This window comes from Kitasatospora sp. SC0581, assembly GCF_048159585.1.
GTDB lineage: Bacteria > Actinomycetota > Actinomycetes > Streptomycetales > Streptomycetaceae > Kitasatospora.
Window position 1 is genome coordinate 19,944 of the sequence record NZ_JBLRWA010000027.1, and the last position, 15,685, is coordinate 35,628.

General features: G+C 71.4%; 14 protein-coding genes. 6 read left to right on the forward strand and 8 right to left on the reverse strand.

Going from position 1 to position 15,685, the window contains the following annotated elements:
- The first annotated feature begins 36 nt into the window (after window positions 1-36).
- Window positions 37-444, forward strand: a complete 408-nt coding sequence (locus ACLWS4_RS29545) for a winged helix-turn-helix transcriptional regulator (protein ID WP_416875730.1) — start codon at window positions 37-39, stop codon at window positions 442-444.
- 96 nt (window positions 445-540) lie between these two features.
- Here the strand turns inward: ACLWS4_RS29545 and ACLWS4_RS29550 are convergent, their stop codons facing one another.
- Window positions 541-1,308, reverse strand: coding sequence for a polyprenol monophosphomannose synthase (locus ACLWS4_RS29550; protein ID WP_074001887.1), 768 nt, complete (start codon window positions 1,306-1,308; stop codon window positions 541-543).
- Between the two features lie 336 nt (window positions 1,309-1,644).
- On the opposite strand from ACLWS4_RS29550, the gene manA reads away from it, so the two are divergent.
- Window positions 1,645-2,823 carry a mannose-6-phosphate isomerase, class I gene (gene manA, locus ACLWS4_RS29555; protein WP_416875731.1) on the forward strand — a complete coding sequence of 393 codons (1,179 nt, stop codon included), beginning with the start codon at window positions 1,645-1,647 and terminating at the stop codon, window positions 2,821-2,823.
- Between the two features lie 22 nt (window positions 2,824-2,845).
- Here manA and dnaB read toward each other — a convergent pair whose 3' ends face one another.
- Entirely contained in the window at window positions 2,846-4,450 is a 1,605-nt protein-coding gene (gene dnaB, locus ACLWS4_RS29560) for a replicative DNA helicase (RefSeq protein WP_079271991.1), read from the reverse strand.
- A gap of 451 nt (window positions 4,451-4,901) precedes the next feature.
- Here dnaB and ACLWS4_RS29565 point away from each other — a divergent pair, with 451 nt between their 5' ends.
- On the forward strand, window positions 4,902-6,248 hold the full coding sequence (locus tag ACLWS4_RS29565) for an MATE family efflux transporter (RefSeq protein WP_049651108.1): 1,347 nt from the start codon (window positions 4,902-4,904) through the stop codon (window positions 6,246-6,248).
- 83 nt (window positions 6,249-6,331) lie between these two features.
- On the opposite strand, the gene rplI is transcribed toward ACLWS4_RS29565, so the two are convergent.
- The 4 genes from rplI to rpsF form a co-directional block, all read right to left on the reverse strand.
- Window positions 6,332-6,778, reverse strand: coding sequence for a 50S ribosomal protein L9 (gene rplI / locus ACLWS4_RS29570; protein WP_049651109.1), 447 nt, complete (start codon window positions 6,776-6,778; stop codon window positions 6,332-6,334).
- A 17-nt stretch (window positions 6,779-6,795) separates the two neighbouring features.
- Window positions 6,796-7,032, reverse strand: a complete 237-nt coding sequence (gene rpsR, locus ACLWS4_RS29575; RefSeq protein WP_030059640.1) for a 30S ribosomal protein S18 — start codon at window positions 7,030-7,032, stop codon at window positions 6,796-6,798.
- A gap of 79 nt (window positions 7,033-7,111) precedes the next feature.
- The gene (locus ACLWS4_RS29580) at window positions 7,112-7,726 is read right to left on the reverse strand and encodes a single-stranded DNA-binding protein (RefSeq protein WP_416875732.1); all 615 of its coding nucleotides are present in this window, start codon (window positions 7,724-7,726) and stop codon (window positions 7,112-7,114) included.
- A 96-nt stretch (window positions 7,727-7,822) separates the two neighbouring features.
- Window positions 7,823-8,113 carry a 30S ribosomal protein S6 gene (gene rpsF, locus ACLWS4_RS29585; protein ID WP_049651111.1) on the reverse strand — a complete coding sequence of 97 codons (291 nt, stop codon included), beginning with the start codon at window positions 8,111-8,113 and terminating at the stop codon, window positions 7,823-7,825.
- Window positions 8,114-8,434: 321 nt separating this feature from the next.
- Here rpsF and ACLWS4_RS29590 point away from each other — a divergent pair, with 321 nt between their 5' ends.
- The 3 genes from ACLWS4_RS29590 to ACLWS4_RS29600 all read left to right on the forward strand — a co-directional run bounded on the left by ACLWS4_RS29590 (window position 8,435) and on the right by ACLWS4_RS29600 (window position 11,124).
- Window positions 8,435-8,734: a hypothetical protein gene (locus ACLWS4_RS29590; RefSeq protein ID WP_074001889.1), complete on the forward strand. Its 300-nt coding sequence runs from the start codon at window positions 8,435-8,437 to the stop codon at window positions 8,732-8,734.
- A gap of 223 nt (window positions 8,735-8,957) precedes the next feature.
- Window positions 8,958-10,076 carry a lipid II:glycine glycyltransferase FemX gene (locus tag ACLWS4_RS29595; RefSeq protein WP_074001890.1) on the forward strand — a complete coding sequence of 373 codons (1,119 nt, stop codon included), beginning with the start codon at window positions 8,958-8,960 and terminating at the stop codon, window positions 10,074-10,076.
- A gap of 13 nt (window positions 10,077-10,089) precedes the next feature.
- Window positions 10,090-11,124, forward strand: coding sequence for an alanine racemase (locus ACLWS4_RS29600; protein ID WP_049651114.1), 1,035 nt, complete (start codon window positions 10,090-10,092; stop codon window positions 11,122-11,124).
- A gap of 58 nt (window positions 11,125-11,182) precedes the next feature.
- On the opposite strand, the gene ACLWS4_RS29605 is transcribed toward ACLWS4_RS29600, so the two are convergent.
- Window positions 11,183-12,760, reverse strand: a complete 1,578-nt coding sequence (locus ACLWS4_RS29605) for a glycosyltransferase family 87 protein (protein WP_049651115.1) — start codon at window positions 12,758-12,760, stop codon at window positions 11,183-11,185.
- A gap of 169 nt (window positions 12,761-12,929) precedes the next feature.
- Window positions 12,930-15,416: a transglycosylase domain-containing protein gene (locus ACLWS4_RS29610; RefSeq protein WP_416875733.1), complete on the reverse strand. Its 2,487-nt coding sequence runs from the start codon at window positions 15,414-15,416 to the stop codon at window positions 12,930-12,932.
- Between the last annotated feature and the right edge of the window lie 269 nt (window positions 15,417-15,685).

Genomic DNA, 15,685 nt, shown 5'->3' on the forward strand with positions numbered 1-15,685 from the left:
TACAGTCACTAGTAGGGGTTCGAGTAGGCTGGACCCATGGCCGAGCACGAGGCAGTGACCGACGGAGTCCCGACCGCCACCGACGCGTGCGGCGCCGAGGGCCCCGGCCCGTGCCGCAACGTCGACCTGGCCCTCACCCGGGTGTTCACCCTGCTCGGCAAGCGCTGGACCGGCATGCTGCTGGGCGTCCTCACCAACGGCGGCCCCGCGTACTTCTCCGAGCTGCGCCGCGCCGTCCCGGGCATCAGCGAGCGGATGCTCTCCGACCGGCTGACCGAGCTGGCCGAGGCCGGGCTGGTCGTCCGCGAGGTCGACGCCGGCCCGCCGCTGCGGGTCAGCTACCGGCTCACCGAGGCCGGCTTCGCGCTCAAGCCCGCGCTCACCGAACTGGCGGTCTGGGCCGACCGCTACCTGCCGGAGGGCGTGCTCAGGACCGGCTGCTGAGCCCCCCGGGCGCCCGGCGCACCTCCCCCGGACATGCGGAAGGGCCCGTCCACCGGTTCGGTGGACGGGCCCTTCAGCCAGGAACGGTTCGGTCGGTCAGCGCTTCGCGGTGGCCCCGCGCAGCTTGGCCAGCCGGTCGGTGACACCCCAGGTGGTCACCCGCCACAGCGCCTCGACCACGATGCCGCGGCTCATCTTGGACGCCCCCAGCTCGCGCTCGACGAAGGTGATCGGCACCTCGGCGACCTTGAACCCGGCCTTCACCGTGCGCCAGGCCAGGTCGACCTGGAAGCAGTACCCGGCCGAGGCGACCTCGTCCATGCCCAGGCCCAGCAGGGTCTCCTTGCGGAACGCCCGGTAGCCGCCGGTGACGTCCCGGATCGGCACGCCCAGCATCAGCCGCGAGTAGGTCGAGCCGCCGCGCGAGAGCAGCAGCCGGGACTTCGGCCAGTTCACCACCCGGCCGCCCGGCACCCAGCGCGAGCCCAGCACCAGGTCGGCGCCGCGCAGCGCGCCCAGCAGCCGGTCCAGCTCCTCGGGCTGGTGCGAGCCGTCCGCGTCCATCTCGACCAGGACGTCGTAGCCGTTGTCGATGCCCCAGCGGAAGCCCGCGAGGTAGGCGGCCCCGAGGCCCTCCTTGCCCTTGCGGTGCATGACGTGGACGTGCTCGTCCTCGACGGCCAGCTTGTCGGCCAGCTCGCCGGTGCCGTCGGGGCTGTTGTCGTCGGCGACCAGGACGTGCGCCTCGGGGACGGCGGCACGGACCCGGCCGACGATCCGCTCGACGTTCTCCGCCTCGTTGTAGGTCGGGATGATCACCAGGACCTTGCCGAGATCAGCAAAACTCTGCTGGTTCACGGTCACGTACAAACCTCTCGGCCGATGACGGGGGGTCTCGGAACACCGGCGCCCGCACTCTGGAACGCGGCTCCGCCGGCAGCCCGCCGGGAGGACCTCGGTGGCGAACTGCGCGCAGGGCGGAGGCTACTGCGTCCTGGCATCCTACTACCGCGCCGGGAACCGCAGGTCCGGCCGTGGCACTCCCACCCGGTGGCCACCGTTTCCCCGTGGGTGACACCGTTCGGCTAGGGTCGTTTCCCTTGCCCGTGCCCGGACCGCCCGCACCGCCGGGCCCGCCCCGGCGATCCGGACTCGGGACATCCGGGGCCGCCCAGACTGCGAAGGAGTAGGACCGCGCGCATGGACAGGCTCGTCAACACCGTCCGCCCGTACGCCTGGGGGTCGCTCACCGCCCTGCCCGAGCTGCTCGGGCAGCGGCCGACCGGTGAACCGCAGGCCGAGCTGTGGATGGGCGCCCACCCCGGCGCCCCGTCCCGCGCCGACCGCGGCGAGGGCCCGCGCCGGCTGGACGAGCTGATCGCGGCCGACCCCGAGGGCGAGCTGGGCACCGCGAGCGTGGCCAGGTTCGGCCCGACCCTGCCGTTCCTCTTCAAGGTGCTGGCCGCGGGCATCCCGCTGTCCATCCAGGCCCACCCCACGCTCGACCAGGCCCGGGCCGGCTTCGCCGCCGAGAACGCCCTCGGGATCCCCCTGGACGCCCCCGAGCGCAACTACCGGGACGCCAACCACAAGCCCGAAATGGTCTGCGCGCTGGGCGACTTCGACGGCCTGTGCGGCTTCCGGCGGCCCGCCGACGCGGCCCGGCTGCTGACCGGGCTCGGGGTGCCCGGGCTCGCCCCGGTGATCGGGCGGCTGGCCGCCGAGGACACCTCCGAGGCGCTGCGCGGCGCCCTGACCGCCGCCCTCGCGCTGGACCCGGAGACCGTCCGGCGGACCGTCGAGGTGCTGGCGGCGACCGACCCGGACGGGGAGTACGCCCCGTACGCCCGGATCGCCGAGGACTTCCCGGACGACCGCGGCGTGGTCGCCGGCATGCTGCTCAACCACGTCCGGCTGCGGGCCGGCCAGGCGCTCTACCTGGGCGCCGGGGTCCCGCACGGCTACCTGTCCGGCGTCTGCGTCGAGCTCCAGGCCAACTCCGACAACGTGCTGCGGGCCGGCCTCACCCCCAAGCACATCGACGTGCCGGAGCTGCTGAAGGTCGTGGTCTTCGAGGCCGGCGCCCCCGAGCCGCTGGAGCCGGCCCCGGTCGAGGGCACCCCGGGCGAGGAGCTCTACCCCGTCCCGATCGACGAGTTCCGGCTCTCCCGCTTCGTCCTGGACGGCGCCGAGCGCGAGATCGACGGCCGCACCCCGCAGATCCTGCTCTGCACCGAGGGCGCCACCCGGCTGACCGCCGCCGACGGCACCGTCCTGGACCTGGCCCGCGGCCAGGCCGCCTTCCTCCCCGCCACCGGCACCCCGACCCGCCTCTCCGGCACCGGCGGCACGCTCTTCCGCGCCACCGTCACCGTCTGACCGCTCCGGACGGGGCCCGGGCTCAGTCCCGGGTCATGTCGACGAAGCGCGAGTAGTGGCCCTGGAAGGCCACCGTGATCGTCGCGGTCGGACCGTTACGGTGCTTGGCGACGATCAGGTCGGCCTCGCCCGCGCGCGGGGACTCCTTCTCGTAGGCGTCCTCGCGGTGCAGCAGGATGACCATGTCGGCGTCCTGCTCGATCGAGCCGGACTCGCGGAGGTCCGAGACCATCGGCCGCTTGTCGGTGCGCTGCTCGGGACCACGGTTCAGCTGGGACAGCGCGATGACCGGGACTTCCAGCTCCTTGGCCAGCAGCTTGAGGTTACGGGACATGTCCGAGACCTCCTGCTGACGGTTCTCGGCCCGCCGGGAACCGCCGGACTGCATCAGCTGGAGGTAGTCGATGACGACCAGCTTGATGTCGTTGCGCTGCTTCAGCCGGCGGCACTTGGCGCGGATCTCCATCATCGACAGGTTCGGCGAGTCGTCGATGAACAGCGGCGCCTCGCTGACGTCGGGCATCCGGCGGGCCACCCGCGTCCAGTCGTCGTCCGTCATGTTCCCGGAGCGCATGTGGTGCAGCGCCACCCGGGCCTCGGCGGAGAGCAGGCGCATGGCGATCTCGTTACGGCCCATTTCGAGCGAGAAGATCACGCTCGGCAGCTTGTGGTGGATCGAGCAGGCCCGGGCGAAGTCCAGCGCCAGAGTGGACTTGCCCATCGCGGGACGGGCCGCGATGACGATCATCTGGCCGGGGTGGAGGCCGTTGGTGAGCTGGTCGAAGTCGGCGAAGCCGGTGGGGACGCCGGACATCTCGCCGTTGCGGGAGCCGATCGCCTCGATCTCGTCGAGGGCGCCCTCCATGATGTCGGAGAGCGGGGCGTAGTCCTCGTTGGTGCGCTGCTCGGTGACGGCGTAGATCTCCGCCTGGGCGGCGTTGACGATCTCGTCCACGTCGCCCTCGGCCGCGTAGCCCATGCCGGCGATCCGGGTGCCCGCCTCGACCAGCCGGCGCAGCACCGCGCGCTCGTGCACGATCTGGGCGTAGTACTCGGCGTTGGCCGCGGTCGGGACGGAGTTGACCAGGGTGTGCAGGTAGGAGGCGCCGCCGACGCGCTGGAGCTCGCCGCGCTTGGTCAGCTCGCCGGCCACGGTGATCGGGTCGGCCGGCTCGCCGCGGGCGTAGAGGTCGAGGATCGCGCCGTGGACCATCTCGTGCGCGGGCCGGTAGTAGTCGACCGGCTTGAGCACCTCGACCACGTCGGCGATGGCGTCCTTGGAGAGCAGCATGCCGCCGAGGACGGACTTCTCGGCGTCCAGGTCCTGCGGCGGGACGCGCTCGAAGCCGTCCACGCCCCCGCCCCCGTCGCCGCCGCCCTCGTCCCGGCGCTGCCAGCCGCCGTCCTTCCGGTCGCCCTTGCCGCCCTTCTGGAAGCCGCCCTTCTGGCCGTCACGGCCACCGCCCTGACCGCCCTGGCCACGGCCGCGCGAGACCGGCAGCCGGTCCCCCGGGCCGTCCGGGAAGGGGGCGTCGTCGAAGGCGCCGGCCGGGAAGGGGTCCTCGGCGGGCTGCCAGTCCTCCTCCGGCGGCGGGGCGTCGTGGTCGTCGTACTGGGGGCCGGTCACGCGTGTTCCCCGATCAGCGAGTGGTGCGAAGGTGGAGCGGGCTTGCCGGTGGCTGGGTGGAGCGGAGCCGCTCCTCTTTGTACGCCACGGTCCCGACAAAACGGACGCCGGGGCGGCGGGAGTGTCGGGCGGAGGGCCCACGCTAAGGCGCCGGACGCCGTTGCGCCAAGGCGGTTATCCACAGGGGGTGTGGATGACCGGCCCCGTCCTGTGGAGAACTGCCGCAAAGCTGTGGACACCCCTGTGGACGTCCCTGTGGATAACCGAACAATCGATCCACCGTCAACCTGTTGACCTGGGATTACCTCTTCCCGGTCCTGTGCATGAGAAATTCTTCACACACCTCCGAACGGCTGTGGGCGCAGAGCGGACGAACCGCGCCGCTCAAGATTTCGAGTAATAGTCACTAGGCCCTTACATCCATTACCTGTGGATGAGTAGCCTGGAGCCCATGACCGCCTCGCCCCCGACCCCGGCCCCGAAGCCCTCGCGACGCCGGCACGACCGGGAGATCCTCGCCCTGGCCGTCCCGGCCTTCGGCGCGCTCGTCGCCGAACCGCTCTTCCTGATGGCCGACTCGGCGATCGTCGGCCACCTCGGCACCCCCCAGCTGGCCGGGGTGGGCGTCGCCTCCGCCGCGCTCTCCACCGCGACCGGCGTGTTCGTCTTCCTCGCCTACGCGACCACCGCGGCGGTCGCCCGCCGGATCGGCGCCGGGGACCGCCGGGGCGCCGTGCAGCAGGGCATCGACGGCATCTGGCTCGCCCTGGGCCTGGCCGTCCCGGTGGTCCTCCTCACCCTGGTGCTGGCCCCCTGGGCGGCCGACGCGCTGGGCGCCTCGGCGACCGCCGCGCCGCACGCGGTGACGTACCTGCGGATCAGCTCGCTGGGCATCCCGGCGATGCTCATGGTGCTGGCCGCCACCGGGGTGCTGCGCGGCCTCCAGGACACCCGCACGCCGCTGGTGGTGGCCGTCGCGGGCTTCGCCGCCAACATCGGCCTGAACGCCGGCCTGGTGTACGGCGCCGGGCTCGGGGTGGCCGGCTCGGCCTGGGGCACCGTGCTCGCCCAGACCGGGATGGCCGCCGCCTACCTGGTCGTGGTGGTCCGCGGCGCCCGCCGGGAAGGGGCCTCGCTGCGGCCGGACACCGCGGGCATCCGGGCCAGTGCCAGGGCCGGCGGCCCGCTGCTGGTCCGGACGATCAGCCTGCGCGCGGTGCTGATGACCGCCACCGCGGTCGCCGCCCGGCTCGGCGACGACCAGGTCGCCGCCCACCAGATCACCATGGCGCTGTTCAACTTCCTGGCCTTCGCGCTGGACGCGATCGCGATCGCCGGACAGGCCATCATCGGCCGCTACCTGGGCGCCTCGGACGTCCCCGGCGCCAGGGCCGCCACCCGGCGGATGGTCGAGTGGGGCGTCGTCTCCGGGCTGGTGCTCGGCCTGCTGGTGGTGGTCGCCCGCCCGCTGTACGTCCCGCTCTTCACACCCGATCCGGCCGTCCGGGCCCAGCTGGACACCGCCCTGCTGCTGCTCGCGCTCACCCAGCCGGTGGCCGGCCCGGTCTTCGTGCTGGACGGCGTGCTGATGGGCGCCGGGGACGGCCGCTACCTGGCCTGGGCCGGGCTCGCCACCCTGGCGGTGTTCGTCCCGGTGGCCCTGGCGGTGCCGGCCACCGGCACCGGACTGGCCGGGCTCTGGTGGGCGATGAACCTGTTCATGCTGCTGCGGGCCGGCTTCCTGGCCTGGCGCGCCCGCGGCGGCAAGTGGCTGGTCACCGGAGCGGTGCGCGGCTGAGACCCGAAGAGAACCGGGCCGGAAAAGACCGAGGGCCGGACTCCCGGAGGAGTCCGGCCCTCAGGCCTTGTGCTCTACGGAGCTCAGGCAGCCACGACGGCGACGTCGAGGTTGGCCACGACGTCCGAGTGCAGCTTGACCGAGACCTTGTGGGAGCCCACGGTCTTGATCGGCGAGGCGATCGCGACGGCGCGCTTGTCCACGGCCGGGCCGCCGGCGGCCTTGATGGCCTCGACGACGTCGGCCTGGGTCACCGAGCCGAACAGACGGCCGGCGTCGCCCGAGCGGACGGCCAGCTTGACCTGGACGCCCTCGAGCTGACCCTTGACCGCGGTGGCGGCCTCGAGGGTCTGGATCTCGTGGATCTTCCGGGCGCGACGGATGGCGTCGACGTCCTTCTGACCACCCTTGGTCCAGCGGATGGCGAAGCCACGCGGGACCAGGTAGTTGCGGGCGTAGCCGTCCTTGACCTCGACGACCTCGCCGGCGGAGCCGAGACCCGGCACCTCGTGAGTGAGGATGATCTTCATTACTTGGTCACCCTCTCTTAGCGCGCGGTGCTGGTGTAGGGCAGCAGCGCCATCTCACGGCTGTTCTTCACGGCCGTGGCGACGTCACGCTGGTGCTGGGTGCAGTTGCCGGTCACCCGACGGGCACGGATCTTGCCGCGGTCGGAGATGTACTTCCGCAGCAGGTTCGTGTCCTTGTAGTCAACGTAGTTGACCTTGTCCTTGCAGAAGACGCAAACCTTCTTCTTCGGCTTGCGAGCAGGCGGCTTCGCCATTGTGTGCTCCATTTGGGGTTCACGGCCCGGCGGGCGTCCGGGGACGCCGGCGGCCGGGCCGCACGAAATCTGTCAGCTCTTAGAACGGGGGCTCTTCCGAGTAGCCGCCACCGCCGCCGGCCGGGGCACCCCAGCCGCCGCCCTGGTTTCCACCGGACGGGGCGCTGGAGGCCCAGGGGTCGTCGGAGGGGCCGGACTGGCCGCCGCCGGAGTTTCCACCCCAGCTGCCGCCGCCCTGCTGGCCGCCGCCGGAGTTTCCACCCCAGCTGCCGCCGCCGCCCTGGCCGCCACCCTGCTGGCCGCCGAAGCCGCCACCGGGGGCGCCGGACCGGTTGGCCCGGGTGACCTTGGCGGTCGCCGAGCGCAGGCTCGGACCGACCTCGTCGACCTCGACCTCGAAGACCGTCCGCTTCTCGCCTTCCTTGGTCTCGTAAGACCGCTGGCGCAGTCGGCCCTGCACGATGACGCGCATGCCGCGCTGCAGCGACTCGGCCACGTTCTCCGCCGGCTGCCGCCAGACGTTGCACGTGAGGAAGAGGCTCTCGCCGTCCTTCCACTCGTTCGTCTGACGGTCGAAGGTGCGGGGGGTGGACGCGATGCGGAACTTCGCGACCGCCGCACCCGACGGGGTGAAGCGCAGCTCGGGGTCGTCGACGAGATTGCCGACGAGGGTGATGACGGTCTCGCCTGCCATGGTGGTGATGACCTCTCGGGAAGATGTCCGTTCACCGCTGTTTCACGTGAAACAGCGGACGCGAGCTACCCGAGACCCGAAGGCCTCAGAGGTGGCTCAGTGGGTGTCCGGGCGCAGGACCTTGGTCCGCAGAACCGACTCGCTCAGGCCCAGCTGGCGGTCGAGCTCCTTGACGACCTCAGGCGTGGCCTTGAGGTCGATGACCGAGTAGATGCCCTCGGACTGCTTGTTGATCTCGTAAGCCAGACGGCGGCGACCCCAGGTGTCGACCTTCTCCACCTTGCCACCCGCGTTGCGGACGACGGTGAGGAAGTTCTCGATCAGGGGGGAGACAGCGCGCTCCTCGACCGAGGGGTCGAGGATGACCATCAGCTCGTAGTGACGCATGAGTAACCCACCTCCTTTGGACTCAGCGGCCACGGTCTCTCCGTGGCAGGAGGGTTGTGCGTAGCGTCGGCACCGGAGCAGTGACGACTCCGGCCCACCGTAGCGGCCGGGTCGGACAATCGGCCCCCGCTCCGCCCGGAGGCGGATCCCACCCGGTAGAGGGTGCAAAGGGGGCACAACTACACCAGTGCAGACGGCACAGCCTACCTGCACCCGGACGGCCGAACAAAACGCATAGGGGTTGTGAGAGCGGCCCAAGCGCCGCAATCTGGACGGAACGGGATTCCTGCCCGTTCGTCTCCACGCCAGGAGGTGGGACCCATGGCACAGTCCGTCCACCGCATGCCCGCCCTCACCCTGAACACCGACGGCCACCCGCACCCCCGCGAGAACGCCCTGGTGGGCGTCACCGCCGTGCTGGGCGTGATCGCCTTCACCACCTCGTTCTTCCACAACCTGCACCTGCTGACCTCGTGGACCGGCCTGTTCGGCATCGTCACGGGCCTGTGGGGCATGTTCGTCTCGGTCACCACCGCCGAGCGCTTCGTCCTGATGATCACACTCGGCGCCGCCGCGATCGGCTTCTACCTCGGCATCGCCCGCGGCGGTCTCTGGGGCTGAACCGGGCCCCGCGCCCCCTCGCACGCCCCCGGACCGCGCCGCTGGGACCGAGCCCACAGGCCCCGCCCGGAACCCTCGCCGCCCCCGTCGCGTATCTGCAGAGGAGACAGGTACCCGACGGGGGCGCCGCCGTGCCCGCAGCGACGGGCGCCCGGACCCCGGACGATAAGGTCAGCCCGAGAACCTGGGCCACCGCAGCCCGACGACGAGGAGCACCGAGCACATGAGCCTGCGCCTGAGGACGATCACCCGCGAGGAGCACCTCGCCTTCATCAGGAGCCGCGCCTCGGCCAGCCACATGCAGGTGCCGTCGTGGGGCGACGTGAAGGCCGAGTGGCGCTCCGAGTCGATCGGCTGGTTCGACGAGACCGACCAGCTCGTCGGCGCCGGCCTGGTCCTCTACCGCCAGCTGCCCAAGCTCAAGCGCTACCTCGCCTACCTGCCCGAGGGACCGGTCATCGACTGGTTCGACCGCGACCTCGACCGCTGGCTCTCCCCGATGCTGGCGCACCTCAAGTCGCAGGGCGCGTTCTCGGTGAAGATGGGCCCGCCGATCGTCATCCGCCGCTGGAACGCCCCCACCATCAAGGAGGCCATCGCCGGCAAGCAGGCCAAGCGCCTGCGCGACGTCGAGGCCGACTGGTACGAGGCCCGCGCCTTCGAGGTGGCCGACCGGCTGCGCAAGGCCGGCTGGCTGCAGGGCGAGGACGGCGGCGCCGGCTTCGGCGACGTCCAGCCCCGCTACGTCTTCCAGGTGCCGCTGGCCAACCGCTCGCTGGACGACATCCACAAGAACTTCAACCAGCTCTGGCGCCGCAACATCAAGAAGGCCGAGAAGAGCGGCGTCGAGGTCTACCAGGGCGGCTACGACGACCTGCCGATCTTCCACCAGCTCTACCTGGTCACCGCCGAGCGCGACAAGTTCACCCCGCGCCCGCTGGCCTACTTCCAGCGGATGTGGAAGGCCCTGGTGGCCGAGGACCCGAACCGCATGCGGCTCTACATCGCCTACCACGAGGGCGAGCCGCTGGCCGCCACCACGATGCTGGTGGTCGGCGAGCACGTCTGGTACTCCTACGGCGCCTCGGCCAACCACAAGCGCGAGGTCAAGCCGTCCAACGCCATCCAGTGGCGGATGATGCGCGACTCCTACGCCCTCGGCGGCGGGGTGTACGACCTGCGCGGCATCAGTGACACCCTGGACGAGAACGACCACCTGTTCGGCCTGATCCAGTTCAAGGTCGGCACCGGCGGCCAGGCGGCCGAGTACCTCGGCGAGTGGGACTTCCCGCTCAACAAGCTGCTGCACAAGGCCCTCGACCTCTACATGTCCCGCCGCTGAGGAGGCTGACCCGATGACGCTGTCGCTCTACCTCGAGACCGAACGCTGGCGCACCCACCAGCGCTCCGTCCTCGCCGAGTTCCCCGGCCTGGTGCCCGTCGCCAAGGGGAACGGCTACGGCCTGGGCAACCACCGGCTGGCCGAGGAGGCGACGCTGCTGGGCACCGGGGTGCTCGCCGTCGGTACCGCGTACGAGGCGGCCGACGCCGCCGAGTGGTACGGCGGCGAGCTGCTGGTGCTCACCCCGTACCGGGTCGGCGAGGAGGTGCTCCCGCTGCCGCACGCCCGGGTGATCCGGACGGTGGCCAGCGTGGAGGCGCTGCGCTCGCTGCACGGTGCCCGGGTGGTGCTGGAGTGCATGACCACCATGCGCCGGCACGGCGTGAGCGCGGCCGACCTGCGCACCGTCGCCAACGAGCTGGAGGGCGTCGCCTTCGAGGGCCTGGCGCTGCACCTGCCGATGGACCGGCCGGACGGCTCCAGCCCGATCGAGGAGGTCGCGTACTGGGTGGACACCGCCCGGGCGGCCGGCATCCCGGTGCACACCGTGTTCGTCAGCCACCTCGGCGCGGCCGGCATGGACCAGCTGGCCCAGCGCTACCCGGAGACGGTCTTCCGGGCCCGGATCGGCACCCGGCTCTGGCTCGGCGACCACGCCGCGCTGGAGGTCCGGGCCACCGTCCTGGACGTCACTCCGCTGCAGAAGGGCGACCGCTACGGCTACCGCCAGCACCCGGCGCCCTCCGACGGCCACATCCTGGTGGTCGCCGGCGGCACCGCGCACGGCATCGGCCTGGAGGCGCCCAAGTACCTCCAGAGCATGGGGGCGCGGGCCAAGGGCATCGCCCGGGCCGGCCTGGCGACCGTCAACAAGACCAAGTCGCCGTTCCACTGGGCCGGCAAGCAGCTGTGGTTCGCCGAGCCGCCGCACATGCAGGTCTCGCTGCTCTTCCTGGACGGGGAGACCAAGCCCCCGGCGATCGGCGAGGAGCTCGGTCTCCAGGTCCGGCACACCACCACGCACTTCGACCGCGTGGTGGACCGCTGACCCGCCAGGCCTTTCCGACCCGCCAGGCCTTTCCGACCGGCTAGGCCTTTTCGACCGGCTAGGCCTTTTCGGCCGGCTCCGGCAGCTCGGGCTCGTTGAGCCACTGCTCGGGGCCGGCCGGCGCGTACCCGGCGTAGCTCTCCTCCTCGCGCAGCCGGCGGGCGGTGCCCAGCACGGACACGTCCGGGGCATGGTCCAGCACCCCGCCGGAGGGGTCGTCGCTGCCGTCCCAGCGGACCGGGTCGCGGTCCGGGTGGAGGACGTCGCGGACCACCAGGGCGACCAGGTACAGGGTGCCCAGCAGGTGCAGCCCGATCGCGAAGTGGTACCAGCCCTCGCCGATCCCGTGCTGCTTGGAGCCGGTGACCAGGCCCAGGTGGGACCAGATGCCCAGGGTGTAGAGCACCTCGCAGGCCTGCCAGACCAGGAAGTCCCGCCAGCGCGGCCGGGCCAGCACCGCGAGCGGCAGCAGCCAGAGCGCGTACTGCGGCGAGTACACCTTGTTGACCAGCACGAACAGCGCGACCACCAGGAAGGCCAGCTGGGCGAAGCGCGGCCGGCGCGGGGCCGAGAAGCCGAGCCACGCTATGGCCAGGCAGCCCAGCACCATCAGCACGCCGATGTAGACGTCGAGGTCGGCCAGCCCGGCGCCCCGGCGCTGCATCAGGATCAGCCAGAACGAGCCGTAGTCCTCGCCGCGGTGCTTGCTGAACACGTAGAAGGTCGACCAGCCCCGCCAGTTGGCCAGCATGATCGGCAGGTTGACCACCAGCCAGGAGCCGACCGCGCCGCCCAGCATCACCCGGAACTCGCGCCACCGGCCGGCCCGCCAGCAGAGCACCAGCAGCGGGCCGATCAGCAGCAGCGGGTAGAGCTTGGCCGCGGTGGCCAGGCCGATGAAGACACCGGCCCAGCCCGGGCGGGCACCGCTCCACCAGGCCATCGCCACGGCGGCCAGGGCGACCGCGAGCAGGTCCCAGTTGACGGTGCCGTTGAGCAGCAGGACGGGGGCGAGCGCGAACAGCAGCGCGTCCCACGGACGGCGCCGGTGGGTGCGGGAGAGCGCCACCGCGGCGACCACCGCGCAGGCCATCAGCATCCCGGCGTTGATCGCCCAGAACCACTGCTCCTGGCTCTGCTGGTCCCCGCCGCCCGGCGTCAGCCAGGCCGCGACCTGCATGAACAGGCCGGTCAGCACCGGGTACTCCAGGTACTGGAGGTCCCCCGAGGAGCCCGGGACGCGGTCCACGTACGGGTGCAGCCCGGCCGCGAAGCCGCGTCCGGAGAACAGGTGCGGGATGTCGCTGTAGCAGGCGTGGATGTACTGCGGCGAGCCCGGCTGGAACCAGGCCTGCTCGTAGCAGGGCAGCTTCTGCACCATCCCGAGCACCGACACCACGATCACCGCGAGCGCCAGGAAGCGCGCCGGGACCCACCAGGAGACGCCGAGCAGCGCCCGGCGGCCCGGGGGCCCGCCGAACACCTCGCTGCCGGCCGCCGCCACCGGGTCCTCGTCGGCCGGCACGACCACGGTGTTGGCCGGCGGCGCGGCCGTGGCGACGGCTGCCGGGAGGGGCCCTGCGGCGGCGCCGGACCCGTCCGGCCCGGCGGTTTCGTCACGATCGCTCGACGTCATGCCGGACATCCTGCCGCACCCGTCCCGCCGGGACGAGGAGGACCCCGCAACGGTCTGTACCTCTTCGCCGCGGGCGGGCGCGGTGGCCGCGACGGAAACGGCGGTGGCGGCCCTCCGAGGAGGACCGCCACCGCCGTGGTTCCGGGTTCCGGGTTCCGCCCGGCCGGGGCTACTGCCCGGCCGCCCCGCCGCCCTGGAGACCGCCCGTGCTGCTCGGCGTCGGCTTGCCGCCGCCGGTCGGGCGTCCGCCACCGCCACCGTTGCCGCCGCCCGGCGGCGTGGTGTCCGTCGGTCCCGGCGGCTGCGTCGGGCAGCCGATCACCGGCAGGCAGCTGTTGCCCGGGTTCGGCCTGGTGTGCGAGGGGGTCGGCTGGTCGCCGGGGCAGTCCACGCCGGGCACGCAGGTCTGGGTGGGCTGCGGCTGCACGGGCGGCTGCGGCGCCTGCGTCTGGGCGGCCGGCGGGGCCGTCGGGCTGTCGGTCGTGGTCGGGGTCGTCGTCGCGCTGGCCGTGGACGGCGCGCCGGAGGAGTCGACCTCGGTGCCGACCGGCTGCGGGGTCGGGAAGTCCATCTTCTTCTCGTTGGCCAGTGCGGCCTTCATGTACCGGGTGAAGACATCGGTCGGGATGTCACCACCGTGGATGGACTCCTTGCCGCCGGTGCCGTTGAGCGACTGCCGCTCGTGCTTGGTCGGGTCCTCGCGCCACATCGCGACGCTGGTCGCCAGCTGCGGGGTGTAACCGACCCACCAGGCCGACTTGTTCTGGTCGGTGGTACCGGTCTTGCCGGCCACCGGGCGGCCCAGGTCCTTCGTCTTCTTACCGGTACCGTTCACCGCCACGTTCACCAGCGTGTCGGTGACGTTGTCGGCGACGGCCGGCTCCAGCGCGACCTTGGGCTCCTTCTTGCCGAAGCCCGGCCGCTCCACGCCGCTCACCTCGACCTTGGTGACCGAGTACGGCTCGGCCTCCTTGCCGCTGGCCGCCAGGGTGCCGTAGGCGGTGGCCATCCGGATCGGGCTGATGGTGGAGGTGCCGAGCGGGAAGGTCGCCGTCTTCGGGTCGGCGAGGCTCTCCTTCTTGATGCCCATCTGCACCGCGATGTCGGCCACGTTCTGGCCGCCGACGTCCTGGTTCAGCTGGACGAAGGGCACGTTGTACGAGTACTGCATGGCCATCCGCAGCGAGACGTAGCCGCGCTTGCCGGCGTCCTCGTTCTTCTGCCGGTACGGCTTGCCGTCGTCGCCGATCACCAGCGAGCCGTCCGCCTTGCGGATCTCGGACATGTCGTCGGCCAGGTAGCGGCTGTCGGCGTTGATCCGCTTCGGCTTGCCCTTGTCGTCCTTCGCGGTCTGCACGCCGGTCTGCATCGCGGTGGCCAGCACGAAGGGCTTGAAGGTCGAGCCGACCTGGACGCCGGTGGCGTCGGCGTTGTTGTCGAAGTGGCCGTTCTCCACGCCGTCGCCGCCGTAGAGGGCGACGATCGCGCCGTCGCCGGGGCGGATGCTGGCGGAGCCGAACTGGATGTTGGTGTCGTTGTCCGGCCGCTTCTGCGGGTTGAGGTTCTCCGCCTTGACGGCGTCGACGGCGCTCTTCAGCGCGTCGACCTTGTCCTTCTCGAAGGTGGTGTAGATCTTCAGGCCGCCCCGGTCGATCATCTGCTGGGTGATCGTCTTGTCGGTGGCCATCACGTACTTGTTGGCGGTGTCGACCAGGTAGCTGATCTCACCGTTCATGTTGGAGTTGGGCTTCTGCGCGATCGGGTCCGGGAACGCGGTGCACTTGGCGCGCTCCTCCGGGGTGATGGCCTTGGTGTCCACCATCTGGTCCAGGATCCAGTTCCACCGGCCCTGGGCCCGGTCCTTGTTGGCCGGGTTGGTGGGGTCGTAGTACGCCGCACCCTTGAGCAGACCGGCCAGCATGGCGCTCTGACAGACGTTGAGGTCCTTGGCGTCCACCCCGTAGTACGCCTGGGCGGCCGCCTGGGCACCGTTCGCACCGCGGCCGAACCAGCTGGTGTTCAGGTAGCCGGTGAGGATCTCCGGCTTCTCCTTCTCCTGGTTGATCTTCAGCGTGATGAAGAACTCCCTCACCTTGCGGCTGAGGGTCTGCTCCTGGCTCAGGTAGGCGTTCTTCACGTACTGCTGGGTGATCGTCGAGGCGCCCTGGGTCTCACCGCCCTTCGCCATGTTCCAGACCGCGCGGAGCATGCCCTTGGGGTCGATGCCGCTGTCGGTCTTGAAGCTCTTGTTCTCCGCGGCGATGACGGCGTCCTGGAGGTGCGGACTGATGTCCTTGAGCTCGACGATCTGACGGTTGGTCTGCCCCTTGCGGGTCATCTCCGTGTTGTCGGCCCAGTAGTAGATCGTGTTCTGGTCCTTGACCAGCTCGTTCAACTCCGGGACCTTGGTGGTCTGGTACAGGTAGAACACCAGGCCCACGAAGCAGCCGAAGACCAGCACGAAGGCGCTCAGCCACTGCTTCCAGGACGGCAGCCAGCGCCGGACGCCGGTCTTGCCGAACCGCGGGTAGTCGATGAAGCGCTTCTTGCCGGGGCCGGCGGCCGCGGCGGCGGAGGCGGCCGCGGCGTCACCACGCCGGCCACCCCCCTTGGCGCCCTTCTTCTGGGCGGCCTTGCGCATCTCCGCACGGGTCATCCGGGGCTGCTGTGCGGTCTCCCTGACCCCCGAGGGTCGTCGCCGACCGGCGCCGTCCGAGCGCAGCTCGTCGGGTCCCGGCCCCTCGCCCTGACGGCCACCGCCTCCCGGGGGCTGCTGCCCCTCACCGCCCGGGTTGGGCGTCCTTCGCCGTCGCTCGCTCATCTTCCAGCCACTCCTCGCCAGGCGTTTCCAGCCTGAAGGCAGGGTTCACGTCCGATGCCCGCCAACCGCCCTGATCCCGGAGGTGGTCCTCGTGCACACGCGAC

Excerpts from the sequence above, each read along its gene's own strand:
- ACLWS4_RS29545 (WP_416875730.1), top strand. The coding sequence starts at position 37 with ATGGCCGAGCACGAGGCAGTGACCGACGGAGTCCCGACCGCCACCGAC.
- manA (WP_416875731.1), top strand. The coding sequence starts at position 1,645 with ATGGACAGGCTCGTCAACACCGTCCGCCCGTACGCCTGGGGGTCGCTC.
- ACLWS4_RS29565 (WP_049651108.1), top strand. The coding sequence starts at position 4,902 with ATGACCGCCTCGCCCCCGACCCCGGCCCCGAAGCCCTCGCGACGCCGG.
- rplI (WP_049651109.1), bottom strand. The coding sequence starts at position 6,778 with ATGAAGATCATCCTCACTCACGAGGTGCCGGGTCTCGGCTCCGCCGGC.
- rpsR (WP_030059640.1), bottom strand. The coding sequence starts at position 7,032 with ATGGCGAAGCCGCCTGCTCGCAAGCCGAAGAAGAAGGTTTGCGTCTTC.
- ACLWS4_RS29580 (WP_416875732.1), bottom strand. The coding sequence starts at position 7,726 with ATGGCAGGCGAGACCGTCATCACCCTCGTCGGCAATCTCGTCGACGAC.
- rpsF (WP_049651111.1), bottom strand. The coding sequence starts at position 8,113 with ATGCGTCACTACGAGCTGATGGTCATCCTCGACCCCTCGGTCGAGGAG.
- ACLWS4_RS29590 (WP_074001889.1), top strand. The coding sequence starts at position 8,435 with ATGGCACAGTCCGTCCACCGCATGCCCGCCCTCACCCTGAACACCGAC.
- ACLWS4_RS29595 (WP_074001890.1), top strand. The coding sequence starts at position 8,958 with ATGAGCCTGCGCCTGAGGACGATCACCCGCGAGGAGCACCTCGCCTTC.
- ACLWS4_RS29600 (WP_049651114.1), top strand. The coding sequence starts at position 10,090 with ATGACGCTGTCGCTCTACCTCGAGACCGAACGCTGGCGCACCCACCAG.
- ACLWS4_RS29605 (WP_049651115.1), bottom strand. The coding sequence starts at position 12,760 with ATGACGTCGAGCGATCGTGACGAAACCGCCGGGCCGGACGGGTCCGGC.
- ACLWS4_RS29610 (WP_416875733.1), bottom strand. The coding sequence starts at position 15,416 with ATGACCCGTGCGGAGATGCGCAAGGCCGCCCAGAAGAAGGGCGCCAAG.